The sequence below is a fragment of the Streptomyces sp. NPDC101219 genome, from assembly GCF_044767675.1.
Taxonomy (GTDB): Bacteria; Actinomycetota; Actinomycetes; order Streptomycetales; family Streptomycetaceae; genus Streptomyces.
In genome coordinates, this window is sequence record NZ_JBIWOK010000013.1 from 41,476 (window position 1) to 68,298 (window position 26,823).

Consider the following 26,823-nt stretch of genomic DNA (forward strand, 5'->3'; position numbering starts at 1 on the left):
CGCCGCTCAGGAACCCGTGTCCCTCCACGACGACCTTCACGCGCTCGACGGAGACGTCTTCGTCTCACCGCGCCATCTCGCCAGCAGTACCAGTACCGGCGACCTGGCCCTCGCCCCGCTCCTCGACCATGGCTGGGACATCCAGCACGACGACCTCGGCAACGTGTACGTCAATGCCCCGGACCGGCGCGTGCGCCTTGGCTACCTGCCCGAAGGCGAGGACGACGGATTCTGGCGCATCAACGCCTACAAGGATCCATTCGGATCGCCGACATGGGGCGTGTGTTTCAACGACCGCGTCCCCACCGAGTTCGTCCAGGCGTTCACCACCGCGCTCGCCACCGCCTACGAGCAGGGGCCGGACGCCTTCCTCGCCAGGCCGGTCACCGGGATCGACGAGCACGATCCCTTCCTCGCCGTCGTGCCTCTCCTGCAGCAGGGATGGGAGATCGACCGTCCCCGCTGGGGCGTGTTCGCCGTCCAGGCCCCGGACGACCTCGCCGGTCTGGAGTTCACCACCGGGGACCTCGATCGGGAAGCCGAGCTGACTACCCGTGACGCCCGCTGGCACCTGTGGGCGGGCAAGTCCATCGACCGGCCCGTCTGGTACGCGACGGCCAGCACCGACACCCCCGTCGCCCTGCTCACCGCAGTCACCCGGTGCGTCGCCGATCCGACCCCGCTGCCCCGGTGGCGTCAGGACACCCTCAGCTACATCGAGGACATGGCCCAGCTCACCCCCCATCATCCCGCCACAGCCGCCGGCCCTAACCCCGCTTGACGTGCAGCGGGCTGCCGCATCCCGCCGTCCGGCAGCGCTCCCTGCGGCCAGCGTCCCGCGCTGGAGCACCACCAGCCGGCAGGCCCTGCCCGGCCCGCGCCGATGAAGCCGGCCCGTCCCCGAGCGGAGATTCCTCTTGTCCCTGCACGCCGCCGAGTTCTTCGCCGAGCTGTGCCTTCCCTTCGACTACGCCGTCGTAGGCGCCACCTACTTCGCCGCTCCGGTCCCGGGCGCACCGCTGCGGCTGCGAATCGACTTCACCGCCATCATCCACGCGGACACCTATGACGGTCTTCGCGTGGCGGTCATCCACCCGGACCGCGGTGAAATCGACGCGGTCGCCCTCAGCTTCCTCGATCACGGCACCTTCCACCGCCGCGACGAAGCCAACAACACCCGGCCGAACACCAAGCAGTACGGCACGTTCAGCACCTACCGCCACCCAGGCCGGCCACCGTGGGAGGGAGCCGTCACCACCGGGCTGCGCGACGCCATCGAGCAGTACACCGCCGTCTGGTTCCCCGGCGCCTGGGCCGCGTCCACGCCCAGCCGCGCTGCCGGCCGTTCCGCGCACCGGGCGACCGTCCCTTCGGCCACCCGCAGCGGGGCCCGCACCCGCTGAATCCCCGTGCGGTGACCGACCTTCCACCAACTGATCAAGGAGTCCCCTTCCTCGTGCACGCTCGTTTCATCCGTGGCGCCGTCCGATCCGCCGCCGTCGCCGCCGCGGTGACCGGCACCCTCACCTGGGCGCCGGCCGCGAACGCCCAACCCTCCGATCCGAGCCCCTCCGCCTCGGCCGCCGCTGCCGACACACCGGCCCCGGACGCGGGCAGCGTTGAGATCACCACCAGGGACGCGGCCGGAGATGTGCTCCCCGGCGCCGCGTTCCTGCTGCTCGACTCAGTCGGCCAGGAGGCCGGGCGCGGGACAACCGACGCGCAGGGGAAGCTGACCTTCCCCGACCTCGCGCCGGGCGTCTACCGGCTCAAGGAGACGGCCTCCGGAAGCCCGCTCCACGAGGTTGTCGCCGACCAGGACGTCATCGTCACTCCCGGCGCGACCACGCGGCTGACGATCACGGACTCGTTCAAGGTCGCCAAGGTGCTCCTGCAGGCCAAGGACGACAAGACCGGCACACTCCTGCCCGGCGCAACGGTGAACATCGGCACCGGCACCTCAACGCTGCTCACCCTGACGACCGGGGACAAAGGCACGGCCTCCGGGGAACTGCCGGTGTCCAGCCTGAACACGGAGTTCTGGGTCAAGCAGGTCAAGGCACCCGCCGGATACGACCTCTACAAGCCGTCCAAGACGTTCACAGCGGGCCCCGGCGCCCCTGTGACTGTGACCGTCACCAACACCAAGACCGCCACCAGCCCGAAGCCCCACCTCTCGGACAAACCGACGCACAAGCCCACCGGCACGTCCACCCCTGCGGACACGCCGGGCAATGGGACCGGCGGGGCCAAGCCCTCCGCGCGGGGCACCGGCACCCCGGATGCTGACTCCTCGTCCACCGCAGCCGCAGTCCCGGTCGGCGACTCCTCGCCACCGACCCCGGCAGGCTCCCTCGCCCACACCGGTGCCGACGCTGCACCTTGGATCGCCGCAGGCGCGGGGCTCCTCGTCATCGCCGGCGCCGTCACCGTGGTCGCTGTGCGCCGTCGTACGGCTGCCGAGGCCGAGCCCGACAACAACAGCCAGACCAACTAGCCATAGATCACCACCGTCAGCAGGTCCCCGGGGAAGTGCATCCGGGGGCCTGCTGTTGTCTTCGACGCCGAACAGCTGATCACACATCTCAGAGGGAGGATTCGTCGTCGACGGACGGCAGTTTGTCCTTGGGGTGACGTTGGTCGCTGGAGTCCCGCTGACCTGCGCCGACCGGGATCGGTTGGCAAAAGAACTTGCCGGGCCTGCTTGGGATCTGACAGCAATTCAGTGCGTACGCTGGGATTTGGTCACGTCGAGCTGGCTCCTGTGCCTCACGGTGTTCAGGATCGGTCTCGGCGCACGTTCCTGTGCCGTCGTTCGAGTTGGGGGAGCCAGCGCTCGGGCGGCTGGGGATCCGTGGCCGCTACCGCCCACCCGTCTTCTTCTTGAGGATTCCGGGGCGCCCAGCTACGCGGTGGGTCTAGTGCGAGGACGTCCCTAATGAGTGTTCCCATGGCGTCGGGGATGTCCCGGTCAAGGTCGTTCAGCAGGAGAGGAATTCCCAGCGGGCCCCGTCGGATGGCTGCCGTCCGGTAGGTGACCTGGCAGAAGGCGTCCGCTTCGAAGACGACGCCGCGGGCGTCGGTCGACCCCTCTTCGTCCGAGAACCAGAGCAGCCGGTCGCCGGCGACCAGGCGTTCCCGACCGTGGAGCATGCCGTTCCGTGCGGTTTTTTCCCTATTGAGGAATGGAACGGGGTCCTCGAATGCACCGGGATCGTTGTCGCTGATGCCGGCCACATGCCCGGGGTCGCGCGTGGCGTGAATTTCCAGTAGATCACCGTCGGAGTGGGCCTGCCAGAAGTCGAGGACCTCGGCGGACGAACTGAGCAGATGGGGGTATGCCGTGAGCGCGAACAACTGCCCGGCTCTCAGTGGCAGGACGACTCGGTCGTCCGCGCGCAGGCGATGAATGACAGGTGTCGGCTCCCAGGTGGTGATCCCGGTTGCCTCACCCTGGCAATGGCGGATCGCCTCGATAGCCGTCTCAAGGGTGACGCGGAAGAATTCCCTGTCTGCGTTGACCCGTTGGGCAGTGAGGAGGCGATGGACAGCCCGTTCCACGTCTTCAGGGCGGGACGAGAGAGCCCTGAAAAGCACCTCGTAAGGGAAGGGGACCGATGTGCCGTACAGCTCCTTCGCGCGGTCCTCTGCGAGCCGGTCCGAGTAGCCGATCTTAAGCATGTCCGGGAAGGCAGGATTCCGCTGGACGTACACGAATCCAGTCGTCCGAGGGGGAGGCAGGGGAGTCCTGGTGCGCGTCTCCCGCGAGCGGCTGGATTGCTGGCGCTTCTTGGTGCCCCTGGAGAATCCAGAGAGCTCCACCGGCGGGTCGGCCTTCAGCGCTACGACCCCGCCTTCGAGGTCGCGATGGGACGATGCGGTGATGTGCCGTCCCGAGGAGAAGTGCTGGACCCCCGCGGGAGGCAGACGCCGCAACGCCTCCACGAGCGGCTCAATCCCCTCATGCTCGTCGAGGTCACTGTCACGGGCGCCCGGCAAGGATCGTGTCAGTGCTTCGATGGCCCCTTCCGTGACCAGGCCAGCGAGTTCCGGGCCGATGGGCGCGTACAGCGTGCCCAGGTGGGTGGACTCGATGTCCCATTCGTCTTGCTCGTTGTGCGATTCGGCATAGAGGTCGATGGGAACGCCGGAGCTCTTCGCTATGAGGAGCAGCTCGCAGGCGTGGGCTGGGTTGTCCAGGTCGAAGACGAAGTGAGCGCGCATACCCAGGGACTTCGTTCTGGGCTTGCGGCAGATGAGCAGAAGTCGACTCGCGTGTCCGGGATCCCTCTCGAAACCGAGGGGCAACACTCCCTCGCTGAGTGCGGCGCGGGCGGCCTCCGTCTCCTCCCCGGTCCGTACGATGATGTTCCACCAGGGCAGAGGGCCGTATGTGCCGTGTACCGCCTGGGCGTCGGGGACACAGGAGCTAACGGGGTAGCTGTCTCGGAAGTGGAGCGACCGGTTCAGGAAGGTCAGGATGCAGGCGTCCTGGAAGCGTTCCTGCTGTGTACGGGGCCGTAGCAGGTCGCGCTCGGTGGCGCTAAGGCAACCTGTCGCTTCGGCGAGCGCCTCGAGTTGCTCGTCGACCACGTCCAAGGCGCGAGTGAAGACCGACCGCTGAGTATAGTTCAGCTGGGGGTGGCGGATCGCCTCGCGAAAGTACCCTCTAGCTGCGGTGCAGCTGGCCGCTTGTGAGCCCAGTTCCCAGAGATGCCTGACACCGCGGGCTGGAAACTGCTTCATCCATAGCTCTTGAGCCTCGTTGCCTTTCCCAAATAGGACACGTGACACGACATGCTGGACACGAGTGTCGGGCTCCGTTTTCAGCCGGGACCAGATGGTGTCGGAGCACGCCTCCAGGGGTGCGAGTGAGCGGGGCACCGCAGCTTTTACGGTGCGAGAGGCTTCCACGCCCCAGTGCCGGGCCAGGTCTCTGACTACCTGGGCAGTGGTGGCCGCGCGGGACCGCCGACGGAACCAGGGGTCCAGGAGAAGGGCGTACGCGCTTTCCAACTCCCCGGCACGTAGGCCGAGGCCGAACAGCAGGACGGAACCCGTTACTCCGTCGTATTCCACACGCTGGCGGACATGCTTGACCAGGCTGGCGAACTGATCTGTGTCGGGCTTGGGATCGGCGAAGACCGGGTGCTCGGCCAGGAGTCCGGTGATGTGCGCGGTAGATCGGCCACGCGCGTCCAAGACGGCGATCTGCAGAACCAGAAGGGCCCGTATCAGATCCAGATCGCTCGTGTCGCCGACGATTCGCGCCGGATCTAGCAACGGGTGGCGGCCGCTGGAGGTGGCGATCCTCGTGCAGATCTTCTGGATCCACTGCTCGCGCAAGTCAGTCAAGTCAGTAGCGGAAGGCACAGCTCTAATCCCCCTGTTGACACGGACGGTAGTGGAACCCTCTCCGAGATCCGTAACGGAGACCGTCCCACCTCACGGAAGCGCTTCTGGCGCATGGTGCCGTTGATCTACTGGATCTCCGGGCGACCTTGCAGACGCCGTACCCGTGAGCTCTGGTGTCTGGGAGGGCCAGGGCCAGGGCCAGGGTGCTCATCATCCTTGGCTGTCGCATCAGCGGAGTGTATGAGGTGCCACTGACAAGACCTGTGCCGACAGGACATGGTGCCGTTCCCATTGACCTCTTCGGCGTGGTGTCGGCACGTGGCGGTGTTGGAAGCCCTCACGACTGGGTTCGCTGCCAAACGCCTCGATTGAATGACGGGAGACAGCAGTTCGCCGGGGGCAGAGAGGAAAGATCACGGAAAGACTGGCCAACGTGCGCGAGAGCATGTCAACGTAGACGACCTTGTAAGAAACCCCAGGTCAGAGAGGTGATTACCCGTGACCGTGGCTCCCGTCGGCCTTGGATTTTCCACCACCGTCGAAGCCCTGCGGCTGCGCGAGTGGCAGCTGGGTCCTGGCCAGCCCACGCTCGTCATGGACCAGTTCTCCGCGGAGGACTTCAACCTCATCGTGGACGACCGTGCGGACGTACACGTCAGTTCCAAGGACGGCCGGTTCTACCTCGGCTGGTTCCCGCTCGGTCGTCCCGGCACGGACGGCGAGGGATGGAAGATCGCCGTCACCGGCACGGCCAAGGTGCGTGGCTACCACCTGTCGTTCGACACCGAGACGCCGGCGGACATCGTCGCCGCCGCTGTGGCGCGCGTGCTGGAGACCTCACGCCCCCTATGAGAGCGCGGACACAGACAGATAGTCCCCGCCCCGCACGCGGTCGTCTGTCTGCCGCCGAACGTTTCCACTGCTCCCCGTATCCCTCTACCTCAGGAGGCTGTTCGTGACGACCCCGGAGATGACTGTCGGCGATCTCATCGACCTGCTGTCCGGCTGCGACCGGAGTGCCCCGGTACGCCAGGCCATGAATCCCTTCTTCCCGGTGGCACACCGCTTGGCGCAGGTCGTGCAGTCCGTGGACGAGACCGGGCGGCCTGTCGTCTACCTCGCCGAAGGCCGGGATCCGGGCGCCCAGCTTGGTCATCTGCCGCCCGAGGTCGCCGTCGCCCTGACCTGGCACTCTCCCGTCCAGGCACCCCCTCGCCGGGAACGCCGCACCGCACGCGGCAAGTAGACCCGCACCGAGCCCTTGGAGGCGCCCCTGAACCCCGACATCCCCCTCGATCCGCCGGCCAGCAACAGCGCCCAGCGCGCCTACTGGGTCGGTCCCCGGCACCTGGCCGGGGACGACGGATGCCTCTACGACTCCGTCGCCGATACGCTCGCCGGCCTTGGCTGGTCGAGCCTTGCGATCGTCCGCGGACGCCAGGAACCTGACGAGGCGCCGGAGGACCGTCAGGTCCTGCGCAGCACCGTCCTGCACATCAGCCAGGACTCCCTCCGGTGGGCCCAGTGGGTCCTGGCGGACGAGCCGTTCCACCTCGGCGAACTGCCGATCTCCTGGCAGGTCTGCGCCCGCGCCGATACCAACAGTCCGCTCGCGCAGTGGTCGGCCTACTTCACCCCAGACGTCCCCGGCGAGGTCCTCACCGACTTCCTCGTCGCGCTCGATGCCCGGGAGCAGCCCGCCGTGTCCTTCGCCGGGCCCGAGCTGGTCCTCGACGCGGTCACCGCCCACGGCTGGCTCCGCGACATTGACCAGCCCCACGCGGCAGCGACGGACCCGACCTTCACCTCCCACCTCAGCCTCGGCGAGGTCCCGCCTCTCATCCAGGACGCCGACCCGCGCACCCTGGTCGCCGAGGCCGACGCTGCGGGACCGGCCGGATGGCAGGCGTGGGCCGAGCCCGCGCTGGGCACGCAGTGCCTGTGGGCGGCGTCCTTCGCAGCCAGCGTCCCGCACGACCTGGTCGCCGCGTTCGCCGCCTCGCTCAGCTCGACCGCACCGGTCCTGCGCCGGGTGCTGCCGGCGAGCACGCGGGACCGGCTCCTGCGCGCCCCGGCTGGCTGAACGCCGGTGTCCGTCCTTCATTCGACGCATGAAGCCCGGCCTCCCCGATTTCGGGAAGGGCGGGCTTCATGCTGCTGTGTTTGCCGGTGCGCTGAGGGGTTCGGACCGTGACGGCAGTATGTGACGACAGCGACGACAGAGCCCGTAATCCCCACCAGCATTGCCATCTTGCCTGCCCAGACGATGCGTTCCACGATCTCGCCCCGATTGTCAGACCGCAGTGCCATCGTGCGTCCATGTTCACCCTTACGACGACCACCTCATGGTCAACCCGCACATCTGGGGCCAGCCGGCCAGCGCCAACCCGCTACTCCAGCTCCGCAACATAGACGGCGGGGAGTGGTTCCAGCGGTACGGCGACAGCTTCGAGGCCGTGTGGGCATCCGCGCGCCCCTAGGCGCCCGACAGACAGGAGTAGCACTGCCGTGGGCAGGACCGAGTACTACCACGACCCCAAGGCCCCCAAGGCCAACACCCTTATCCCCGCCAGCAACCTGCTCGTGGTCAACGACGAAGGCGCCATCCTTCTCCAGCGACGCCGCGACACTGGCCAGTGGGCCCTGCCCGGAGGAGCCCAGGACATCGGCGAGAGCCCGGCGCAGTGCGCCGTCCGCGAGTGCGAGGAGGAGACCGGCATCGTCGCGGAGGTCACCGGCTTCCTCGGCGTCTACTCCAACCCGGAGCACATCATCGAGTACACCGACGGCGAGATCCGGCAGCAGTACGAGGCCGTGTACATCGGCCGCCCTGTAGGGGGCAAGCCCACCGTCAATGAGGAGGCCGACGGCGTGCGCTGGGTTCGCCCGGACGACCTGGATAAGCTCGACATCCACCCGAGCATGCACGAGCAGATCGGCCACTACCTGACCGGGGCTTACCCCTACCTCGGCTGACCGCTCGGACTTACAGCTCCACGTCGGCCTCGACCGCAGCCGCCCGCACCCGATCCACACTCGCGTGGATGTGCGGGGCGGCCCGGCGGATGAAACGCCCGACCACGCTGTCCTCGCCGTAGCGGCCCAAGATCTCCTGCAGCCGCTCATGGGGCGTCGTCCGTCGGCCGTCCGGCGTCGTGGTCATGTCGCAGTAGACCAGCGCGTCCACGAGGAGCGGATCATCCAGGAGGGGGAACTCGTCGGCCAGATCAGTTCGGAGGCCACGCTCCTCGGCTTCGAGCAGCGCATACGAGTGGTTCGCGACCAGGCGGACAACCCGTCCCTCCGCCTCGTGCACGTCCCGGAGATACCGTGCTCCGTCCAGCGGATGGAATCCCGTAGACACGAGCGGGGGCGCGTAGCCGATGTCATGCAGCACCGCAGCCGCTTCCAGCACCTCGGCGCTGTTACCGGCCAGCGGCGCCAGCGTCTGGGCGCAAGCGGCAACGCCCTGCGAGTGTGCCCACCTGCGCGGGAGGCTGTGACTCAGCAGCTCACCAGCCAGTTCGTACGCCCAGTCAACCTTGGTCGTTGCCACTTGGGGAGGATATGGCAGCAACGGCGAGAACGTCTTGGGCATCCGTGGCCGTGCGCAAAGGGGAAGCCTGGACGCTGCGGGAGCCGCTGAAGCATTTCTCGATTGCGGACCTGATCGCCGCGTACTTATTCTTCCGGGCAACGCGTTGACGGAGACGAGTAGCCAGGGATCACGCGAGCCGAGAGAGCTGCTGGCAGCTGGGAAGGCAGCCTCGCGCCCCAGGTGAATCCCCTCCCGAGTGCGGGGAGGAACGGCCTTAGGGAAGGTCCAATGCCCCGCCGGTTGACCCCCGTGACCGGGTCGTGAATGAGGCCACCATCTGCTGGTGGCGAAGGCGCGGTGGCACCGCGAGTTGCCCCTTCTCGCCCGCGCTCCCAAGGGATCACGTCATGATGACTGATCGAACGGAGCACGGCAGGATGATCGATGTCACCCTGATTCGCCAGAACCCAGCCCATGTCCAGCAGGCGCTAGCCAAGCGGGCGGTCCACGTCGACCTCGACGAGTTTCTTCGACTGGACGACGACTACCGACAGGTGCGGGCTGAGATGGAACGCCTCCGTGGGGAGCGCAAGAGGATCTCGGGCGAGATCGCGAAACGGCAGCGGGTTGGGGAGGGCGTGGCAAGTCTGCACGGTGAAGCATCGGCCGTGGGCGAGCAGCTGACCGCCGTGGAGGTGCGGCTCATCGAACTGGAGCAGGCGCGTCAGGTCTTCCTTGATCCGCTGCCGAACCTACCCGACGCGGACGTGCTGGCCGGGGGCAAGGAGAACAACGAGGTCATTCGTGAAGCCGGCCAGCGTCCGGAGTTCGGTTTCACGCCCAGGGACCATGTGGAGCTCGCTCGAACTCTGGGCTTGGTCGACTATGAGCGGGGCACGAAGCTCGGCGGCAGCGGCTTCTGGATCTACCGGGGCGACGGCGCGCTCCTGGAGTGGGCGCTGCTGAACCACTTCCTGGAGGCCCATGTGCGGGACGGCTATGAGTTCGTGTTGCCGCCGCACATCCTGACCTTCGCGGCCGGGTACACGGCGGGCCAGTTCCCCAAGTTTGCGGACGAGGTCTTCGCCTTGGAGCAGGGGGAGCAAGGTCCGGAGCGGTTCCTGCTACCGACCGCGGAGACAGCGTTGGTCAATCTGCACCGGGACGAGACGCTGCCCGAGACGGAGCTGCCTCGGAAGTACGTCGCGTACACGCCGTGCTACCGCAAGGAGGCCGGCGGCTACCGCACGGCTGAACGGGGGACCCTGCGCGGTCACCAGTTCAACAAGGTCGAGCTGTTCCAGTTCACCCACCCGGACGCCTCGGACGCCGCACACCAGGAGCTTCTCGGCAGAGCGGAGGACTTGGTAAAGGGACTGGGCCTGCACTATCGGATCACGCGACTCGCGGCCGGGGACACCAGCGCAGCGATGGCCAAGACGTACGACGTCGAGGTGTGGCTGCCGAGCATCGAGGCGTACGTCGAGGTCAGCTCGGTGTCGAATGCCCGCGACTACCAGGCGAGGCGTGGCAACATCCGCTACCGGCCGCAACAGGGGAAGTCGACGTTCGTCCACACGCTGAACGGCTCAGGTCTGGCCACCAGCAGGCTTGTGCCCGCGCTGCTGGAGCAGCACCAGCGGGCCGACGGCACGGTGGAGGTACCCGAGGTGTTGCGCAAGTGGATCCCGAGCGGCGTCCTGACAGCACCGCCCTCGGCCTGAGTTGAGCGGGCTGTCTGTCGAACACTGAACGGGTGGGCCCCAGGTCAGAGTGCCCAACCGCGCCGGTTGGCCAGCCATCGCAGTGTGACCTCTCCGCACCACGTCTGGTGCTGGCGAAGATGCGGTGACCAGTCTGCTGCGGGCTGTCCGCCGGAGGTGAGGAAGAAACCGGAGAGAGCGGCGAGCGCCGCATCGAGTTGTTCGTCGGCGACTCCGCGGGCGGTGGGGTGCTGGGTGAACAGGGCGGTGGCGTCGTGTCCGTCGGCGTAGGCGGTGGCCAGGAGCAGGACGAGGTCGAACCAGCTCGCACCCAGGCAGGGCCAGTTCCAGTCGCAGATCCACGAGGCGCCGTGCGCATCGATCAGCACGTTGTCCTGTCGTAGGTCGTGGTGGAGGACGGCATTGCCTGCGACGGCCTCCCGCCATCCGCTTTCCAGGCTGGCCAGCACGTCCAGTAGGTCGAGTGGTACCCAGGAAGGCAGGGCGTTCGTGTGCGTGGCGCCTCGGGCGAGGTTGCGCCAGTCGGCGAAGTCACCGCCGTCACCCGCAGGCTTGAGGCCCACATGCTGGAGTGCTGTGGGTGGGGTGGAGAGTGCCTCTGCTGTGATCCTGTACGCGTCGAGAGTGGCCGTTAGCTCATCAGGCTTCCACGGTGTGGTGGGCATGCTGCCACCGGGGACAGCGTCGATGCCGAGAACGACCCATCCGTCGTGCTCCTCAATCCACTGCAGGCGTGGCGCCGGAATCTCTGCCGGGAGCGCCTGGTTGATCAACGCTTCCCTGCGGTAGGAGTCGGCCACCACGCTGTTGTCCAGGCTCTTGACCGCCTTGACGAACAGAGGTCCGAAGGCCCCGCGGAGTACAGCGGCGAAGCCGCTGGTAAATCCGCTCCCTGCGCTGCACCCGGCCTGTACTGGGCCTCCGAGGCGTCGGGTGATGAGCTGGCGAACGTCTTGTGGGAGGTCCCTCCAGTTTGGGCGTACCGCTGTGGCGTTGTACTGAAGGCGCGAGGTGATGATGTCGGGCATTCCGTCAGGATGGGGGAGCTGTGTTTCCCGGCGCCACGAAATTGTCACGCGGATCCGTGTCCGTCCATTCGCTGAGCCTCGTAGGCTACGCCCCGGGTAGCGTCATCATCAGTGCGACTACACCTCCTCCTTCCTGGCGCCGTTGATCGTCGGGTGGCCGCACCTGCTTCCGAACCTGCCCACTGGCACGATCACGATCTACGCAGAAATCTCGCTGTCGTCTCGAGGCCCTGGCTCGCTATCCTCCGTCACAACGCGTTGACGGAGACGAGTAGCCCGGGATCACGCGAGCCGAGAGAGCTGCTGGCAGCTGGGAAGGCAGCCTCGCGCCCCAGAGTGAAGACCCTCCTGAGTGCGGGGAGGAACGGCCATGTGGTCCAATGCCCCGCCGGCTGGCCCCGTTACCGGCCACGAATGAGGCCGCCACTGTCGAGTGGTGGTGAAGGCGTGGTGGAACCGCGAGTCCCCTTCTCGCCCGCGCCCCCAAGGGATCACCATGACGCCCTGGAGGGCTGCGATGATCCATACGACCGATCGGGTACTGGTATCTGACCTGCGCGAGCACTTGGGCCGAACCGTTTCCGTGTCGGGCTGGGCGCACACTCTGCGCCTGCTGAGTAAGGTCCAGTTCGTCGTCGTACGCGACCACACGGGCATGGTGCAGGTCACCCACCGGCGCGGCGGCGCAGGCGACGACATCGAGGCCGCCCTGCAGCAGCTCACACCGGAGTCCGCGGTGCGGATCACCGGCCGCGTCGTCGAGAACCCGATCGTGAAGCTTCACAGTTTGGAGATCATCCCGGAGCGGGTCGAGGTCCTGAACCGGGCCGCGACACCGCTGCCCAGCGACGAGCACACGGGCCTGGAGCACCGCCTGGACTGGCGGTTCTTGGACGTACGCCGCCGTCCCGCCGCTCAGCTGATGTTCGCCGTGCAGACCACCCTGGAGCAGGGGATGCGCGAGTACGCCTATGCGCAGGGCGCCACGGAGATGCATACCCCCAAGCTCATGGGCACCGCCTCGGAGTCTGGCGCCGAGGTCTTCGAACTCGGCTACTTCGATCGCAGCGCCTATCTCGCCCAGTCGCCGCAGTTCTACAAGCAGATGGCGATCTCGGCCGGAATCGAGAAGGTCTTCGAGATCGGCCCCGTCTTCCGTGCAGAGCCGTCGTTCACCTCCCGGCACGCCACCGAGTTCACCGGCGTCGACGTCGAGCTGGCCTGGATTGACGGCGTCGAGGACGTAATGGCGTTCGAGGAGCAGATGCTCGCCCACGCCATCGCCAAGGTCGCCGGTGCACACGGCGATGCGGTCCGGGAGCAGTTCGGCGTGGAGATCACCGTCCCCACGACGCCCTTCCCCCGCATCACCATGGCCAAGGCGCACGACATCCTGCGCAAGGGCGGCTGGGACTCGCAAGGAACCAAGGAGGACCTGGACCCGGAGGGCGAGCGGAGCATCAGCGCCCGCATCCAACAGGCCACCGGCCACGAGTTCGTGTTCATCACCCACTACCCCGTGAGCATCCGGCCCTTCTACCACATGCGGCCGGCCGACGACCCGAGCGTGACCCTGAGCTTCGACCTGCTCTGGAAGGGGCTGGAGATCACCACCGGCGCCCAGCGCGAGCACCGCTACGACGTGCTGCTGAAGCAGGCTGCCGAGAAGGGCATGAGTCCGGAGCCGATGCAGGACTACCTGAACGCGTTCCGGTACGGGTGCCCACCGCACGGCGGGCTGGGCATGGGCCTTGGACGCGTACTCATGGTCTTGCTCGGACTGGAGTCGATCCGCGAGGCCACCTTCCTCTTCCGCGGACCGAACCGACTTACTCCATAGCTGGCCTCTGTGTTTTGTCGGCCTACGTCGGGTTCCCCTTCGCGGGCCTCGTTCACTGAGACCATGGACAGGTGAGTGTTGAGGGAGTGGGGCGCTGGGTGCCGGCTCGTCCCGAGGATCTAGCTGTCATGTTCGCTGCGGCCGACTTCCCGTGGTGGATCGCTGGCGGGTACGCGATCGAACTCGCTGTCGGCCGTGAGCTACGCCCGCACGGCGATCTCGATGTCCTCGTCCTTCGACGGGACCAAGCTCGCCTGCGCGATCTCTTGACCGACTGGGACCTGTACGTGGCGGACCCACCTGGCTTGGGGCAGCTGCGCCCGTGGCGTTCTGGGGAGACTCTTCGGCCGCCCCTCCACGACATCTGGTGCCGACGCACGGCTGAGGCGCCCTGGTCCGTGCAGCTCATGCTGGACGAGGCGGAGGGCACCCATTGGGTCTCTCGGCGTACCCCACGGATCCGGCTTCCGATCGAGCGGATGGGACGAAGAAGCGGGACTGGTATCCCCTACCTGGCGCCCGAGGTGCAGCTCTACTACAAGGCGAAGGCGACACGAGAGAAGGATGAGACAGACTTCGAAGCGGTACTGCCGCTGCTCGACGAACCTCAACGCATTTGGTTGGCGAACGCTATCGCAGTAACCGTGCCGGACCACCCATGGCGGCAGCGTCTTACGCCACCAGACGCACACAAATGAGACGTCGGCCGCCGAACGCGGTCCGTGGGTGACACGAAGGTGGTACGAGAGTTGTACAACCTGAAGCCCTGGCACTCCGTGAGTGAACACTTGGTCGACGAGGCAATGGCGACGCCACGCTAACCAACCGCAGGCAGATCAGGCCGATTTCAGTGTCCACGACCAGTTCCTTAGCTCGTCGGGAGGGCGGTCTGATTACCCGACGCTGCCTCGTCCTCCGTCCGCGGCACGCACCGAGGTGTTACCGGCTCAGTGCGGCGTCGAGATATGTCTGCACCGCGTCGAAGAGGCCATATGGCACGTACGCGGGAATCTGGGCATGCCGGACCCATGCCACCTCAGCCAGTTCATCGTCGTCCGCCACGTAAGGAGCGCCGGACTCTACGACACAGGCCACGTAGGTCATCTTCCGGCCAGTCTTGGGGTGAACCCGTTCTCCGAGGACCTTGAGAGCGGTCACCTCCATGCCGACCTCTTCGCTCGTCTCTCGCACGGCTGCTTGTTCAGGGGTCTCCGTCCCCTCGATCTCGCCCGCCGGGAACTGCCAAGACAGTTGACCTTCCGCGACCCGGCGGCGAACCATGAGCACGGCGCCGTCCTGTACCACGATCGCGGCTGCGATGCCCGGTCGCTCTTGTGCCGTTTGCTCGGTCATACGTCTTCCTCCAGTGCTGCCAGCATCGGCGGGTAGATCGTGTCGACGGACATGAAGCGGCCCTGTAGGTTTTCAGATCCCGTGTCATTTTCTCAGTCGCGATGTCATGTGACTGGCCGAACTGACACGGGATTGAGAATCGCTGGCCACTGCCGTCACTCGTTTGAGGACTCCGTTGCCAGCGGGATACCGCACAGCGGGCAGCCGTTTGCGTGGTCGTCCTGACAGACGTAGCCGATGGCGCCATCCACGCACCATTCGGCGGCCTCCTCGGACAGCAGGTCGGGCCCGGCAAGGAGCAGCCGACGAAATTCCGTGGTGTCCGCAATGTCGGTCGGCCGGTTGGTGAACCACTCGTCGAACCAAGGCTTGTCCCGGTGTATGCGCCAGTGCGCATTCTCCCGGTCGTCGACAGCCGTAAGGAACCGATCGACGATGCGCCCCCAACTCGGTGCTCCGAACCAGCCGTTGTCGAACGCGCACAAGGATTCGACCAGGGTTCGCAGACCGAACTCCTTCTCGCTAAGGCAGTACCTTCGCCCCCATGAGATCGCGACCTGTGCCATCTCCGCGAGTTCTACGCGCGGATCATCCTCGTGTGCCGGGTCGTCAGGGTTGTGGCAGGCCAGCCCGAGCTCGAGCACAGACTGCCCGGTCGGTAGAACCCGGGACGGGTTGACGATCGCGAGACCGAGACCGATCCAGTCGACATGGTCGAACGACAGCATCGAGCGCACGAGTCGGGTGGTTGCCGCGTTGATCCGCATCATTGTGCCGTCGTGCAGCGGACTCTTCCCGGCATGCCAGTTCTCGACGGGTGTGTTGCGCCACACGGCGAGCGTGATGCGGGTGGCAGCGAGCCACAGCAGGGCGTCGTCGTCGAGGTGCCCGAACCGCTTGGCGCACTCCTGGGCGCCGTAGGTGATCAACTCTTCCGGTTTCGGCCACCTGTGGCTGTCGGGCCCTTCAGGCCCTTCAGGCGCGTACTCGTAGTCATCGGCGTACTCGTCGAGGATCGCGCTCAACTCGGCTGCGCTGTAAGCCTCGCTGTACTCGGAGCTGTCCGGCTCCTCGACGGTGTACATGTCGTGGTCCCAGGAGACGTACACGTCGCCCCAGAGCACGACGTCATCGCACTCGCTGGCGTTGTCCGTCACAACCGGCCTGATGGTGATCGGGGCAGTACGCCCGTCGGTTCGCTCGCCGTCCTTCTCGGCAGCCCATGCAGTGATGACCCCGAGCGGCTTCGGAAGGAGAGGACCGACCTCGGTGATGCTGAACGGCTCGTCGTCGTCATCGGTGTCGAACCGGCTGTTGACGAACGCGACCGCCTCGGAGGGCGAGCTGACGATGGACTGGGTACCACTCTCGTTGTCAACCACTCGCCACAACGCGCTGTTCTTCACGATGCTCTCCGATCGCGGTGAGTGCACCCGGGGCGGGTGCGATGCGCCGGGTCGCTCGGCACTGACTCCAATTATGGGCTGATCAACCCGTCCGTAGTCCCGCAGGCGCTTGTCAGCGACGACGCTCGGGACGTTCGTGTGCAACGAAGGTGTGTGAGTGGGTGGAACGGATGGTTGCCGATGCAGGTTCGTGACGCCCCGGGCCGCGTTGCAGCCTGCTGGACAGCCTGAGGAAATGACACCGATCTGAGACAGCCGCCTGCCGACACAACGTGAGACTCAAGGGAAATATCCAGGTCACAGGGTCGGCGCCTGACACTGAAATTGAGAACCTACAGGCCCGCCGCATTCTTCGCCACCCAAGCCGCTCTTCAACCGCATCATTGTTCGTTGCGTCCGCTGCCAGGTACACGCGGTGGACACCCGTCGCCGGATGGATCCGCTCACCGAGACCGCGCCGTACAGCACAGTGCGCGCCCGTCTAATCCAGCGTCTCGCGGGCCGTCGCGGTCCCTCCTGCCGCAGATCATCCCGCCGCAGCTGTTCCTCGCTCCGTAGAGGGGGGAAGTTGCCGCAACCGACCTCGTCCTTGGTGAATGCCAGGCGCTCCGCCTCTTCCCACTCGATCAACTGCCGCAGAGGATGCCGCACATCACCCAATACATTAAGCAACTTACGGGTGCTTTCACCTGACGGCAGGTCGCCCCTACCCCACAGCGAGGGCCCAAGGAGTCCAGATGACGCTCTCTTCGCCTGGTGCACGGGCCGTGGACTTGCGTGTTGAGCCGGTTGATGACGTTCTCGAACACGTGGAGCGGTCCCTTCAAATGCAGTTGGTCCGTGACACCGTGGTGTGCAAGCGACGCTCGGTTGGGGCGCGGACGGACCGTGGAACGTGGGTGAGGGTTGAGCGGCGCAGCTTCGACCGGATCGGAGCACAGGGCTGGAACGGCACCGAGGCCGCAGCGGTCTTGCATGGAGTGTCTATGCCGAAGTGGTATGCGGGGCTGGCGTGGCGCGAGCGGGACGAGCCGGTGATGTGGCGGGCAGACGAAATGGTGCTGGTCACCGCCCCGCCCGTTGGGCAAGCCGCTCTGGTGATCGAGGATCCTCAACTGTCGGACGGCTGGTGGGCGGCACTCAATGCTTCGCTGGACGCACTCGCCGCGCAGCGCACGCACCGCCTCGCCACTCCGGACACAGAGACGGCCACCCAGGAACTGGTGACTGGGACGATCCGAGCAGTCTTCCCCGAAGTAGACGCCACCGTGGATGAGTGGACGCCGGCACATGCGGATCTGACGTGGGCGAACGTGACCGGGCCCGAGTTCTGCATCATCGATTGGGAGGATTGGGGGATGGCGCCGCGCGGACTGGACGCGGCCACCCTCTGGGGGAACTCCCTCGCCGTCCCCGCCCTGGCACAACGAGTGTGGGCGGAGCGTCGGCCAGACCTGGAGAGCAGGTCTGGCCGGCTGATGGCCCTGTTCTTCTGTGCGAAGGTCGTAGGACCGCACGCCCATCCCCAGGATCCCCGCTTGGAGCCCGCCCGGAAGGAGGCGGCGCGGCTCATCGCCGAGCTTCACTCCTGACGGCGGTTGCGCAGGAGGCTGCGGTAGTGGCGGACGGCCTCCTCGTCCACCGCGAAGCTCTGGGCGTTGGTCAGCTCTCGCAGGTGGTCGGGGTTGTCCGTGCCGACCGCTACCGCGTTCACGGGCGGGAGGTGGTAGGCGGCCCTGAAGGTAGCCTGCACCGGGGTGGCCTGCTGCCGGGAGCAGGTAGGACGGGGTCCCTCAGTCAGCCCCCGCACCCTGCCGCTCCTCTTCCTCCCCTTCGGCTGCGGTCCTCCGGCCGCACGGGTTTATGCGAGGACACGCATAGTCGTGTTCGTGCATAGACGCTGCGCCCCGCCCCCTCTAACGTCGTGGGCAGGCGGCCCAATCGGGGCCAGAGCAAGGGGGTTTGGCATGTCCGAGCGTTCGGCACTCACCCGGCTCACGGGCAATGGCAACGGCGAGTGCGGAGAGAAGGACTGCCCGAACGTGTACCGCACGGCCGCGGGGTCGTTCGTGGTGCAGGGTGACGTGTCCGACGCCTTCACCCCGCCCGCAGGGGAAGGGCTTGTGGAAATCCCGGAGGCGGTTCTCAGGGAGGCGTTCCGTGCACTTGGATGGTGACGCCTGGAACGACTGCTTCGATTCCATGGAGCGTGAGGCGTGGAGGCTGGAGACGCTGCCCGTCTACACCATGCCCCAGGAAGCGGAGAAGCTGAAGCGATTCCTCGCCGGGGAGAAGTCGCCGGACGATTACACATCGGCCTGGATGGATGAGGTCCGGCAGTGGGCCTCGGAAGGAAAGAGAGTCGGCAGGGTGCACGTCGTGACCCGCCCGCTCTCGGACTACCTTCGGTTCGAATTCGAGTACTACTACCGGCACCACGTGAAGGCGGGCGAGGATATCCGTATCCTCGACCTCACCGACCGGGAGAACCCGGGACTTCCAGATCAGGACTTCTGGATGTTCGACGAGTCCAAGGTGGTCCTGATGAACTACCGGTCGGACGGGACACAGATAAACCGCGAGCTGTACGGGGGCGACCCGGAGCCCTACCGGCAGTGGAAGCGGATTGCCATTGCCGAATCCGTGCCGTTCCTGGAGTACGTGAGCAGCGGGTGACGTTCGATCCTGAGCAGCTCGGGCAGCCAAAACAGGAACTGGCGGCCCTGCTGAAAGAACTACGCAAGCGAGCCGGCCTCACTGGGGACCGGCTCGCTCGGCGTTGCAACATGTCCCAATCGAAGATCAGTCGGATCGAGAATGGGAAAGTCCAGCCGAGTCTGCTGGATCTGGAAAGGATCCTCCGGGCCGTGGTGGCTCCACCCGAAGTCATCGAGGAGGTCGTTGCCCTCGCGAGGCTGGCCAACACCGAATGGCAAGACCTGCGCTCGCTCCGACGTAGGGGCCTGGAGAAGAAACAGACTGAACTTGCCGCCCTTGAATCCTCGTCCACGGAGTTCCGCTTCTTCCTGCTCTCGATGATTACAGGACTGCTGTCCACCCCTGAGTACATCCGCGCCAGCCTTGCCCATTCTCCGGCTGATGTAACCAAGACGATCGCGAGGAAGCTGGAGCGGCAGGAGGTTCTTTACAACACGGAGAAGCGGTTCACTTTCATTCTTACCGAGCAGGCAGTGAGGTGGCCACTCCTGCCCCCGGCTGCGATGGCGATGCAGATTGACCGGCTGGCCTCACTGACCCACCTTGCGAACGTGAAGCTCGGCGTCATCCCCATCGCGGGATACAAGCCCATGGCTCCGATGGACACCTTCACCATCTATGACGACACCCTGGCCACCGTGGAGAACACCACCGGTGTAGTGATCCTGAGAGATCCACGCGACATCGAAATGCACTTGGAACTGTTCTCCACACTGGAGGGTTATGCGCTGTTCGGGGACGAAGCGCGAGCCTTGTTGGCAGAGTGGTCCGCCGCCTGCCGTTCATGATCTTTAGTCCATGACGGGAAAGAACTACACAGCCGTCGCTTTGTAGGCCAATGATTTCCCCCATGGCAGCGACCGAGCGAAACGAAAAGTGGGTCCGCTACGGCGTGGGGTGGCGGCTGGGGTACCGGCGGAGGTTCGGCCCTGACGCTGGTGTGCGCTCATGACGACCGGGCGCATGACTCTCCGGGTGTCATACGAGGGGCGCCGGATGTACGACCCGGTGCGCATGGTGCAGGTGAACCACCGCATCCCGGTGATCTTGGCTTTGCCGACCAAGTACCCGCCGTGCGCGTGCCCTCGGTGCACGGGGCGCCCGTCGTCACCAAGGTCGGCGTCCGCCGCGCTCGTCGCTGTCCCTTTGCTTCCTGCCGGAATCCCGGTGGGAGTCCCCGAGAAGAGAGAGGTAAGCCCGATGGTGGAAGAGAACACCACGTCGGCCGCCCCCGAGGGGGGTGGACTGCTCGTCGCGAAGCGGAAGATCGTGGCCGCGCGCACGCGTGCCGAGCAGGAGTCGGACGTCAGCAGTGGCCGTTCCGACGGCAACGACTGACGGGAGCGCCCGCGTTGCTTGATGCAGCCTCGTGGGCGGGGCGTCTGGGCGGGGACAGGTTCCTCGCCCAGACGTACCACCGCTCGTACGCGCACTTCCCCGGGGTCGCCGACGCGGCGGGTCTGTTCTCCTGGGACGACCTGAACCGGATCATTGCCACGCAGCGGCTGGAGCCGCCCCGGCTGCGCCTGTCGGCTGACGGCGAGATGGTGCCGCTGCACCGCTACGCGATCCCGACAACGAACCGCCGCGCGGTCACCTGGTCCCGTATCCAGCCGTCCGACTTCCACGCCCAGCTCAGGGACGGGGCGTCGCTGGTCCTCGACGCGGTGGAGAAGATCCACCCCGCCGTGGGGGCGGCTGCGGAGGGGCTGGAACGCTTCCTCGGGACTTCTGTGCAGGCCAACGTGTACGCCTCGTGGACCGAGCGGGAGGGCTTCGGCCGGCATTGGGACGACCACGATGTCGTCGTGATGCAACTGCATGGCTCGAAGCGGTGGCGCCTGTGGGGGATGACCCGTGAGGCGCCCACCTTCCGGGACGTGGAGTCGCCGGAGGAGCCGCAGGGCGACCCGGTGGCGGACCTCGTTCTGTCCCCGGGTGACGTGCTCTATCTGCCGCGCGGCTGGTGGCACTCGGTCACCGCCGATCAGGGGACGGAATCCCTTCACCTCACGTTCGGCATGGTCCCGCACACGGGCGCTGACCTGATGCTGTGGGTCGTCGATCAACTCCGGGCGTCCCTCGCGCTGCGCAGGGACATCCCGCGCTTCGGCTCGCTGGCGGAACAGTCGGACTTCATCGACGCCGTACGCCGTGAGGTGGCCGACATGATGGCGGACCCCCGCCTCGTGGAGCGGTGGGCGGAGTCGATCGACACGACCGACCTGGGCCACGCGATTCCGTCCCTGCCCTACGTGGACGGACTCCCCGCACGGAGAGAGATCACGGTCAAGCTCACCGCCCCGAGAGGTCGCCTGACGGCCAACCGAGAACAGGGCACGGTCACCTTCTCGGCGGCCGGTACCGCGTGGGACTTCGCCGAGTCCGCAGCGCCCGCGCTAGGCACGCTGTTGACCAACCAGCCGACCACGCTGGGGGAGGTGGCCGACTCCGCCGGGCTTGAGGTCAAGGAGGTGGCCGAACTGGTCTCCGTCCTCATTGACGGCCACGCCGTCGCAGTCGTGGGAACGGCGCTGTGACCGCCGCGCTCTGCTTGGGGACATACCGCGTGCGTGCCGTCAGTCAGGCGGCACGCACCGCCCTGGCCGCCGGCAGCCCCTGGGTGGACACGGCACCCAACTATGGTCGTGGTCAGGCGCATGAGGAGCTGCGGCCGGTGCTCGGGGAATACCCGACCGTGCGGGTAGCCACGAAGACGGGGTTCTTCACGGAGGAGCAAGGCCACAGCGCCCTGGCTGAGGGCGTGCTCACCCGGGAAGAGGCGGCCGGTAGGCACAGCCTTGAGCGAGGCTTCGTCCGCTGGCAGACGGAGCGATCCTTGGCCGCGCTCGGGCGCGTGGACCTCGTGTTCGTGCACAACCCCGAGCACCACGGGCACGGCCTTGACCGCGCCGCTCTGCACGGGCGTGTGCGGGAAGCCTTCACGGCGCTGGAGGAGTTCGCCCACGCGGGCAGGATCGGTGGGTACGGCGTCGCCACCTGGTCGGGCCTAACCTCCGGAGCGTTCAGTGTCGCCGAGTTGCTCGCGCTCGCACGCCAGGCGGCTGGTTCCGCCGAGCATCACTTCACGGGCATGCAGATGCCCGTCAGCCTGATCATGGATGCCCCGATCACACAGGCCCTGAACGGCGGCGGACCACTGGTACAGGCGAAGGACGCCGGGCTGATCACGTTCGGCTCCGCGCCCCTGCACGGGGGCGAACTCCTCGACGCCATGACACCCGAACTGGTGAACCTCATCCGCCCCGGCCTGTCGGCCGCAGCCGCTGCCCTGCTGGCCGCTGGCTCATGCCCCGGCCTAGATGTCGTCCTCACCTCCGCGAGCACCCGCGAGCACTGGGACGATATGGCCAAGGCTCTGGCTGCGCCGCTGACGGCCCAGGAACTCAGGAGGGTGACGGATGAACTCGCCGGTGAATGAGGAGGTACGAGCCCTGATGGAGGCAGCCCACGACCGGGCGGCCAAGGCACTGGGCCTCACCTGCACGGGGCCGCTGGCGTGGGGCTTCCTCGGTGTCACCCTCGGACGCCGAGCGGAGGACCGGTGGCTACGGGTGAGCCGGACGGCGAAAAGGAACGCGGGCAGAAAGCAGGGGGAGGGCATCGTCGGGGCTTCCCAGCTCCTACCCGAAGGCGTCCCGCGCCCCCGCCTGCACGGGGTGCACGACTGGACTGACGGCGAGTGGGCCTTCGAGGCCGAAGTCCTGGACTACCTGAGGCAACCCGTGGTGTCCCCGGACAGAGCCGACATCGACCACGATCCGGCGCTGCCTGACGAATGGTGGGCGGACCTTCGCCAAGCCCTTGCCCTGCTCGCTGAAGCGGAGGGTGTGAAGACGACCGTCCGGGACGGATGGATCGAACGAGCCTTCCCCCAGTTCCTCGGCATCCCGGCCCCCGCCAACGTGGAGCGGGTGACCGGTCACGGTGACCTGCACTGGGGCAACCTCACCGCCGCGCCCCTGTGCCTGCTGGACTGGGAGCGGTGGGGCCTCGTGCCGTTCGGTTACGACGTGGGACTCCTCCACGCCAACAGCCTGCTTGTACCCGACGTAGCCGCCCGCATCCGCAAAGAGTTCGCCGCCATCCTCGACACCCCAGCCGGTCGAATCGGGGAACTCGCGGCCCTGGCCGAGATGCTGCAAGCCGTGGCCCGTGGCTGGTACCCCGACCTTGCGCCCCACCTTCTCGCCCGAGCGGAGGCACTCACGGGAGTGCGCCCGCCCGTTCCGGTGCACTCCGAGGTGAGCGCCTGACTGCGCCCCTGGGCGCCTCTCTCAGGCCCTCTCTGCCAGGTGGCGGTAGAGTGGCGCGGTGGACTCCCAGCGCCTTGGCAATGCTGGTGACGCTCTCGCCCTTGTCGCGTCGCGCACGGGCTATGTCCAGCTTGCCGTCCCCGCCCGGCCGCGGGGCATCACCGGAGGACCCAGCGTTGTCGGACCGGAGACTGTCGTACCGGCTGTGGACGGCCGTGAGCTCCTCGGTCGATCGCACGTCGCTGTGGACGTACACCTGCGGGCCTTCGCTGCGGATGCCGGCGTCTTGGGCCTGCAGTACGAAGAGCTGCGAGCTGTGTACGAGGAGGCCGCCGCCGCCCTCGGACACGAACCGGGCAGGATGGAGCACGCGGTATGGCGGTTCAAGTCGAGGGCCGTCTGACCCGCCACGCCAGGCGGGCTGCTGCTCGGCGACACCCAGCACGCTCACCCAGATGCTCTGAAGCCTCGTATCGACACGGCGCCCTCGACAGCGGTGGTCGAGGGCGCCGTTGCGGGCGCGTCAGCGGGTTGCTGTCGCCTTGGCGAGGGCCTTGTCGAGATGCTGGTCGACCAGGGCTGGGGCGCCGGAGACGATGAGCAGCAGGCTTCCCTCACGTATCGCGGTCTGCTTGACGACGCTGTCCTGCCCACCGGAGGTGAAGATCATCAGCTGGCTCCACTGCTGGTCGCCGAGCCGGGGCGCGGTCGTCTTCTGTGAGGTGACGTTGATGGCGGTGCTGCCGGAGACGACTTGGTACGTCGGGCAGCCGGTCATGGCGTCGAAGATCCGATCGATGCCGGCGGACAGTTTCGTGGAGGTGTCGCTGTACAGCTCCTCGGAGACCTCCGAACCGGCGCTGCCGCCGGTGTAGGTGAAGGACACCTTCGCCTTGTTGGGGAAGTCGAGGGAGCCGCTGGCCGCCGCGTCGCCGCCCAGCTTCTCCAGGGCGGGGCAGCCGGTGACGGTGACGTCGTCGTGGCTGGGGGTGTCCTCCGGCTTGCGGGTGTAGTCGGACCCGAGGTCGCTCTCGTCGAGCAGGCGGGGCTGAAGCGCGGCCGACGACAGCGGGGCGTCGCTCTGCTTGGTGGTGGCCGGGTGGTCTGCGGGGGCGGAGGACGGGGAGGTGGACTTCGCCTGGCTGGTGCCGGCGGAGCAGGCGGGCAGGGTGAGGGCGGCGGCGGTGAGGCCGAGGGCGGTGATGGTGAGGCGAACGCGCATGGGTGAACTGACCCCTGTGGTGCTCGGTGACGGTTGGACAGTGCGGGCCCGTGGGCCCGAGAAGGGGCCGAAGGAGTGGAGCTCAGCGGTGGCCGAGGTGCCGCAGGCAGTCCTCGAACGTGGCGTGGATGGCATCTCCCGGGCCGGAGTGCCGGTTGAACCACGCGGTGTCGAGACGGGTCTCGTGCTGCTCGTGGCCGGCCTGGCAGCGCAGCCAGACCTGGTTGTGGGTGGAGAGGATGAGCCACTCGCGGTAGGCGCCGCACTCGGCGCAGGCGACGACCTCGCCGTCCAGGACGACCGGCCACGGCCAGGGCATCACCCGGCCGTCGAGCTGGTCGTGGCTGGGGACGCGCAGCTCCGGCGGGAGGAAGTCGTCCACAACCGGCGCCGGCTCCGCGAGCTGATGCTCCTCCTGCATCTGCAGGACCGGCGGCACCTGGTCGGCCATCCGCAGCCACGCCTCGCACGCTTGGCGCTGCACCTCACTGAACTCTTCCTCTTCCGCGCGGCGGCGTCGTCGTATCCGGTGAAACACCCGGTGTCCTCCCTCGTCTCGTCCTGCACGCGTCATGATCGTGCGCGAAGTCCGCTGACCTGTTCAATTCACAAAGTCCACAGTCACGACCGGCCACGCCCAGGCCGGGCCTGTCCGGGGATGTGCTGCCCGGCGCGCTGTGCCGAGCGCTGTGCGGCGTGAGCGTGGGGCACCATGCCGGTGGTATCCGCAGGCAGGTCCGCTGCCCGGCGCAGCCGCCACACCAGGACGTCGCTGACGGACTCCGCCGTGTCCAGCTCCCGCCGACCCGCGGCGTCGGCGAGCAGGGCGGCCGAGTCATGGCCGGCGGCTTCGGCGTCGGCGAGGGTGGCGGCGAGCGCGTACCAGCCGGGCTCGGCGAGGATCTGCTCGGCCAACTCCGGCAGCGCTGTGCGCAGCACCGTCGTCTGCCGCTGCCGCAGCGCCCGGCCCAGGCGCCGGCCTCGCTGGTAGAGGGCACCGAGGGGTTGGGCGGCGGCGGCCTGGTAGGCGGCGCGCAGATGTTCGGCGGCCTGGCGGGCGGCGGCGGCCTGCTGGGCGTGGTTCTTCTTCGCGTGCCAGTGGGCGGCGGCGGTGATGAGGAAGAACAGCATGTCGATCGCCATCGCGGTGGTCGCGCCGTCCTCGCCGCGGCCCAACGCCGGACCGCTATAGACGAGGTCACGGGCGGCCTGCCGCAGCGCTCGGTCGTGGCCACGCTCGGCGCGGACGTGGGAGCGGGAGGCCCGCTCGAACGCGAAGGCGGCGTCACGCAGTTCGCGCCTGGTGCGGGCCGCGGAGGTCTTCGCGAGCGCGTCCAGGACCTCGCCGGCAGCGGCAATGTACGCGGCGGCGATGGCGTCGTCGCCGTGCTCGATGACGAGCACCGCGTTCCACGCGGCCGAGGCCGTGCGTCGGCGGGCGGCGGCCGGGTCGCTCGGCGCCGCAGGGGCGGGCACGTCTGCCGCTGTGGCGTCCTGGTCGCGAGTGTCGGCGGACCAGCGCTCCCGGATACGGGGCAGGGACAGATCGGGGGCCAGGCGGGCGCCGGGGTAGAAGACCGGTTCGCCGTCCTTGTTGCGGTCGTCGGGCAGGGCGACCTTGTAGCCGAGCAGGTCGCCGGAGGGGGCGACGCGCTTACGGATGATCAGGCCGGCGGCGGCCAGCCGGTCGAAGAACTCGGTCTCGCTGCTGGCGCCGGCCACCGCGCGGCGCACGGTTTCGCGCAGTTCCTCCCGCGCGGTGCGCTCGCGGCCCTGACGTTCGGCTTTGTGGCGCTCGGCGCTGGTGGGGCGTTGGGCCGCGGTGCCGTCGCCCTTGTTGAGCCGGCGCAAGCCCAGCTCCGCTTCCAAGGCGCGGGCCTGGGCCTGGGCGCGAGCGGCGTCGTGGTCGAGGTCGGGCTTGTAGCCGTCCTCACGGACGAGCGTGGCGACGATGTGAATGTGGTCGTCGGCATGCCGGACGGCCACCCACCGGCAGCCCGCGCCCTTTTCGGGGTAGTCGATACCGGTGGCGGCGACCATCCGGCGGGCCACCTCGCCCCACTCCTCGTCGGTCAGGATCCGGTCCTCGGCACTGTTGCGGACGGACAGATGCCACACGTGCTTCTTCGGCCGGTCAGCCTGGTCGATGTTCTCGACGGGTTGGTCCAGGAGCTGCTGGAGCTGCTTGAGGGTGGCAGACGGGTCGCGGCCGGGGTCGGGAGCGTTGTGGTCCCACGAGGCGACCAGGTGCGGGTCGATGTGCTCCTCGTGCTTCCCGGGCCCGTAGAGGTAGTAGAGGAGACCGATGGTGCGCTGCCCGCGCTTTTGTATCCGGGGGATCATGCTGCTGTCCGAGGTCGTC

The 26,823-nt window shown here is 67.4% G+C and carries 28 protein-coding genes and 1 pseudogene; 20 read left to right on the plus strand and 9 right to left on the minus strand.

Annotation, left to right across the window (positions count from 1 at the left end; genetic code table 11):
• Nucleotides 1-16: 16 nt before the first annotated feature.
• The 3 genes and pseudogenes from ACIRPP_RS24250 to ACIRPP_RS24260 all read left to right on the plus strand — a co-directional run bounded on the left by ACIRPP_RS24250 (nucleotide 17) and on the right by ACIRPP_RS24260 (nucleotide 2,497).
• Nucleotides 17-887 (plus strand): annotated as a pseudogene (locus tag ACIRPP_RS24250) (DUF317 domain-containing protein).
• 30 nt (nucleotides 888-917) lie between these two features.
• Entirely contained in the window at nucleotides 918-1,403 is a 486-nt protein-coding gene (locus tag ACIRPP_RS24255; RefSeq protein WP_403646484.1) for a hypothetical protein, read from the plus strand.
• 53 nt (nucleotides 1,404-1,456) lie between these two features.
• Entirely contained in the window at nucleotides 1,457-2,497 is a 1,041-nt protein-coding gene (locus ACIRPP_RS24260; protein ID WP_403646487.1) for a SpaA isopeptide-forming pilin-related protein, read from the plus strand.
• A 281-nt stretch (nucleotides 2,498-2,778) separates the two neighbouring features.
• On the opposite strand, the gene ACIRPP_RS24265 is transcribed toward ACIRPP_RS24260, so the two are convergent.
• A complete protein-coding gene (locus tag ACIRPP_RS24265; protein ID WP_403646490.1) occupies nucleotides 2,779-5,355 on the minus strand; it encodes a GIY-YIG nuclease family protein in 2,577 nt (858 codons plus the stop codon).
• A gap of 498 nt (nucleotides 5,356-5,853) precedes the next feature.
• Here ACIRPP_RS24265 and ACIRPP_RS24270 point away from each other — a divergent pair, with 498 nt between their 5' ends.
• From ACIRPP_RS24270 to ACIRPP_RS24290, 5 genes are all read left to right on the plus strand, one after another.
• A complete protein-coding gene (locus ACIRPP_RS24270) occupies nucleotides 5,854-6,207 on the plus strand; it encodes a DUF317 domain-containing protein (RefSeq protein ID WP_403646493.1) in 354 nt (117 codons plus the stop codon).
• 103 nt (nucleotides 6,208-6,310) lie between these two features.
• On the plus strand, nucleotides 6,311-6,601 hold the full coding sequence (locus tag ACIRPP_RS24275) for a hypothetical protein (RefSeq protein ID WP_403646496.1): 291 nt from the start codon (nucleotides 6,311-6,313) through the stop codon (nucleotides 6,599-6,601).
• A 15-nt stretch (nucleotides 6,602-6,616) separates the two neighbouring features.
• Entirely contained in the window at nucleotides 6,617-7,438 is an 822-nt protein-coding gene (locus ACIRPP_RS24280) for a DUF317 domain-containing protein (protein ID WP_403646498.1), read from the plus strand.
• A 262-nt stretch (nucleotides 7,439-7,700) separates the two neighbouring features.
• Nucleotides 7,701-7,835: a hypothetical protein gene (locus tag ACIRPP_RS24285; protein WP_403297939.1), complete on the plus strand. Its 135-nt coding sequence runs from the start codon at nucleotides 7,701-7,703 to the stop codon at nucleotides 7,833-7,835.
• Nucleotides 7,836-7,863: 28 nt separating this feature from the next.
• Nucleotides 7,864-8,331: an NUDIX hydrolase gene (locus ACIRPP_RS24290; protein ID WP_055493656.1), complete on the plus strand. Its 468-nt coding sequence runs from the start codon at nucleotides 7,864-7,866 to the stop codon at nucleotides 8,329-8,331.
• A 10-nt stretch (nucleotides 8,332-8,341) separates the two neighbouring features.
• Here the strand turns inward: ACIRPP_RS24290 and ACIRPP_RS24295 are convergent, their stop codons facing one another.
• Nucleotides 8,342-8,911 carry an HD domain-containing protein gene (locus ACIRPP_RS24295; RefSeq protein WP_403646500.1) on the minus strand — a complete coding sequence of 190 codons (570 nt, stop codon included), beginning with the start codon at nucleotides 8,909-8,911 and terminating at the stop codon, nucleotides 8,342-8,344.
• 419 nt (nucleotides 8,912-9,330) lie between these two features.
• Here ACIRPP_RS24295 and serS point away from each other — a divergent pair, with 419 nt between their 5' ends.
• Nucleotides 9,331-10,617, plus strand: a complete 1,287-nt coding sequence (serS, locus tag ACIRPP_RS24300) for a serine--tRNA ligase (RefSeq protein WP_403646503.1) — start codon at nucleotides 9,331-9,333, stop codon at nucleotides 10,615-10,617.
• Between the two features lie 44 nt (nucleotides 10,618-10,661).
• Here serS and ACIRPP_RS24305 read toward each other — a convergent pair whose 3' ends face one another.
• Nucleotides 10,662-11,645 carry a phosphotransferase family protein gene (locus tag ACIRPP_RS24305; protein ID WP_403646506.1) on the minus strand — a complete coding sequence of 328 codons (984 nt, stop codon included), beginning with the start codon at nucleotides 11,643-11,645 and terminating at the stop codon, nucleotides 10,662-10,664.
• Between the two features lie 517 nt (nucleotides 11,646-12,162).
• Between ACIRPP_RS24305 and aspS the strand changes: the two genes are divergently transcribed.
• Both aspS and ACIRPP_RS24315 read left to right on the plus strand, forming a co-directional pair.
• Complete coding sequence (gene aspS / locus ACIRPP_RS24310) at nucleotides 12,163-13,485, plus strand: aspartate--tRNA(Asn) ligase (RefSeq protein ID WP_403646509.1); 1,323 nt, start codon at nucleotides 12,163-12,165, stop codon at nucleotides 13,483-13,485.
• Nucleotides 13,486-13,613: 128 nt separating this feature from the next.
• Nucleotides 13,614-14,183 (plus strand): nucleotidyltransferase domain-containing protein, encoded by a 570-nt coding sequence (locus ACIRPP_RS24315; RefSeq protein WP_403646512.1) that lies wholly within the window; start codon nucleotides 13,614-13,616, stop codon nucleotides 14,181-14,183.
• Nucleotides 14,184-14,424: 241 nt separating this feature from the next.
• On the opposite strand, the gene ACIRPP_RS24320 is transcribed toward ACIRPP_RS24315, so the two are convergent.
• Nucleotides 14,425-14,838, minus strand: a complete 414-nt coding sequence (locus tag ACIRPP_RS24320; protein WP_403646515.1) for an NUDIX hydrolase — start codon at nucleotides 14,836-14,838, stop codon at nucleotides 14,425-14,427.
• Between the two features lie 155 nt (nucleotides 14,839-14,993).
• Nucleotides 14,994-16,244, minus strand: a complete 1,251-nt coding sequence (locus ACIRPP_RS24325) for a hypothetical protein (RefSeq protein ID WP_403646518.1) — start codon at nucleotides 16,242-16,244, stop codon at nucleotides 14,994-14,996.
• A 737-nt stretch (nucleotides 16,245-16,981) separates the two neighbouring features.
• On the opposite strand from ACIRPP_RS24325, the gene ACIRPP_RS24330 reads away from it, so the two are divergent.
• Nucleotides 16,982-17,836, plus strand: a complete 855-nt coding sequence (locus tag ACIRPP_RS24330) for a hypothetical protein (protein WP_403646520.1) — start codon at nucleotides 16,982-16,984, stop codon at nucleotides 17,834-17,836.
• Here ACIRPP_RS24330 and ACIRPP_RS24335 read toward each other — a convergent pair.
• Nucleotides 17,827-17,958, minus strand: coding sequence for a hypothetical protein (locus ACIRPP_RS24335; protein WP_267893341.1), 132 nt, complete (start codon nucleotides 17,956-17,958; stop codon nucleotides 17,827-17,829). The genes ACIRPP_RS24330 and ACIRPP_RS24335 overlap by 10 nt on opposite strands.
• Before the next feature lie 253 nt (nucleotides 17,959-18,211).
• On the opposite strand from ACIRPP_RS24335, the gene ACIRPP_RS24340 reads away from it, so the two are divergent.
• The 8 genes from ACIRPP_RS24340 (at nucleotide 18,212) to ACIRPP_RS24375 (ending at nucleotide 23,642) form a co-directional block, all read left to right on the plus strand.
• The gene (locus ACIRPP_RS24340) at nucleotides 18,212-18,421 is read left to right on the plus strand and encodes a hypothetical protein (RefSeq protein WP_055493664.1); all 210 of its coding nucleotides are present in this window, start codon (nucleotides 18,212-18,214) and stop codon (nucleotides 18,419-18,421) included.
• Nucleotides 18,405-18,920, plus strand: coding sequence for a DUF6879 family protein (locus ACIRPP_RS24345; RefSeq protein ID WP_362491062.1), 516 nt, complete (start codon nucleotides 18,405-18,407; stop codon nucleotides 18,918-18,920). Before ACIRPP_RS24340 ends, ACIRPP_RS24345 begins: the two co-directional genes overlap by 17 nt.
• On the plus strand, nucleotides 18,917-19,750 hold the full coding sequence (locus tag ACIRPP_RS24350) for a helix-turn-helix transcriptional regulator (RefSeq protein WP_362491060.1): 834 nt from the start codon (nucleotides 18,917-18,919) through the stop codon (nucleotides 19,748-19,750). Before ACIRPP_RS24345 ends, ACIRPP_RS24350 begins: the two co-directional genes overlap by 4 nt.
• A gap of 412 nt (nucleotides 19,751-20,162) precedes the next feature.
• Entirely contained in the window at nucleotides 20,163-20,300 is a 138-nt protein-coding gene (locus ACIRPP_RS24355; protein WP_006143122.1) for a hypothetical protein, read from the plus strand.
• 14 nt (nucleotides 20,301-20,314) lie between these two features.
• Nucleotides 20,315-21,502: a JmjC domain-containing protein gene (locus ACIRPP_RS24360; protein ID WP_362491057.1), complete on the plus strand. Its 1,188-nt coding sequence runs from the start codon at nucleotides 20,315-20,317 to the stop codon at nucleotides 21,500-21,502.
• Nucleotides 21,499-22,404, plus strand: coding sequence for an aldo/keto reductase (locus tag ACIRPP_RS24365; protein ID WP_403646526.1), 906 nt, complete (start codon nucleotides 21,499-21,501; stop codon nucleotides 22,402-22,404). Before ACIRPP_RS24360 ends, ACIRPP_RS24365 begins: the two co-directional genes overlap by 4 nt.
• Before the next feature lie 16 nt (nucleotides 22,405-22,420).
• Entirely contained in the window at nucleotides 22,421-23,239 is an 819-nt protein-coding gene (locus tag ACIRPP_RS24370) for a phosphotransferase (RefSeq protein ID WP_403646529.1), read from the plus strand.
• Nucleotides 23,240-23,297: 58 nt separating this feature from the next.
• Entirely contained in the window at nucleotides 23,298-23,642 is a 345-nt protein-coding gene (locus ACIRPP_RS24375; RefSeq protein WP_403646532.1) for a hypothetical protein, read from the plus strand.
• A 120-nt stretch (nucleotides 23,643-23,762) separates the two neighbouring features.
• Here ACIRPP_RS24375 and ACIRPP_RS24380 read toward each other — a convergent pair whose 3' ends face one another.
• The 3 genes from ACIRPP_RS24380 to ACIRPP_RS24390 form a co-directional block, all read right to left on the minus strand.
• Nucleotides 23,763-24,461 (minus strand): hypothetical protein, encoded by a 699-nt coding sequence (locus tag ACIRPP_RS24380; RefSeq protein ID WP_403646534.1) that lies wholly within the window; start codon nucleotides 24,459-24,461, stop codon nucleotides 23,763-23,765.
• A gap of 82 nt (nucleotides 24,462-24,543) precedes the next feature.
• Nucleotides 24,544-24,999, minus strand: coding sequence for a hypothetical protein (locus tag ACIRPP_RS24385; protein WP_365154748.1), 456 nt, complete (start codon nucleotides 24,997-24,999; stop codon nucleotides 24,544-24,546).
• A gap of 83 nt (nucleotides 25,000-25,082) precedes the next feature.
• Nucleotides 25,083-26,804, minus strand: coding sequence for a relaxase/mobilization nuclease domain-containing protein (locus ACIRPP_RS24390; protein ID WP_403646537.1), 1,722 nt, complete (start codon nucleotides 26,802-26,804; stop codon nucleotides 25,083-25,085).
• Between the last annotated feature and the right edge of the window lie 19 nt (nucleotides 26,805-26,823).

Coding starts and splice junctions, on each gene's coding strand:
- ACIRPP_RS24355 (WP_006143122.1), top strand. CDS start 20,163: ATGGTGGAAGAGAACACCACGTCGGCCGCCCCCGAGGGGGGTGGACTG.
- ACIRPP_RS24285 (WP_403297939.1), top strand. CDS start 7,701: ATGGTCAACCCGCACATCTGGGGCCAGCCGGCCAGCGCCAACCCGCTA.
- ACIRPP_RS24340 (WP_055493664.1), top strand. CDS start 18,212: ATGTCCGAGCGTTCGGCACTCACCCGGCTCACGGGCAATGGCAACGGC.
- ACIRPP_RS24305 (WP_403646506.1), bottom strand. CDS start 11,645: ATGCCCGACATCATCACCTCGCGCCTTCAGTACAACGCCACAGCGGTA.
- ACIRPP_RS24330 (WP_403646520.1), top strand. CDS start 16,982: ATGACGCTCTCTTCGCCTGGTGCACGGGCCGTGGACTTGCGTGTTGAG.
- ACIRPP_RS24315 (WP_403646512.1), top strand. CDS start 13,614: ATGTTCGCTGCGGCCGACTTCCCGTGGTGGATCGCTGGCGGGTACGCG.
- ACIRPP_RS24370 (WP_403646529.1), top strand. CDS start 22,421: ATGGAGGCAGCCCACGACCGGGCGGCCAAGGCACTGGGCCTCACCTGC.
- aspS (WP_403646509.1), top strand. CDS start 12,163: ATGATCCATACGACCGATCGGGTACTGGTATCTGACCTGCGCGAGCAC.
- ACIRPP_RS24320 (WP_403646515.1), bottom strand. CDS start 14,838: ATGACCGAGCAAACGGCACAAGAGCGACCGGGCATCGCAGCCGCGATC.
- ACIRPP_RS24390 (WP_403646537.1), bottom strand. CDS start 26,804: ATGATCCCCCGGATACAAAAGCGCGGGCAGCGCACCATCGGTCTCCTC.
- serS (WP_403646503.1), top strand. CDS start 9,331: ATGATCGATGTCACCCTGATTCGCCAGAACCCAGCCCATGTCCAGCAG.
- ACIRPP_RS24380 (WP_403646534.1), bottom strand. CDS start 24,461: ATGCGCGTTCGCCTCACCATCACCGCCCTCGGCCTCACCGCCGCCGCC.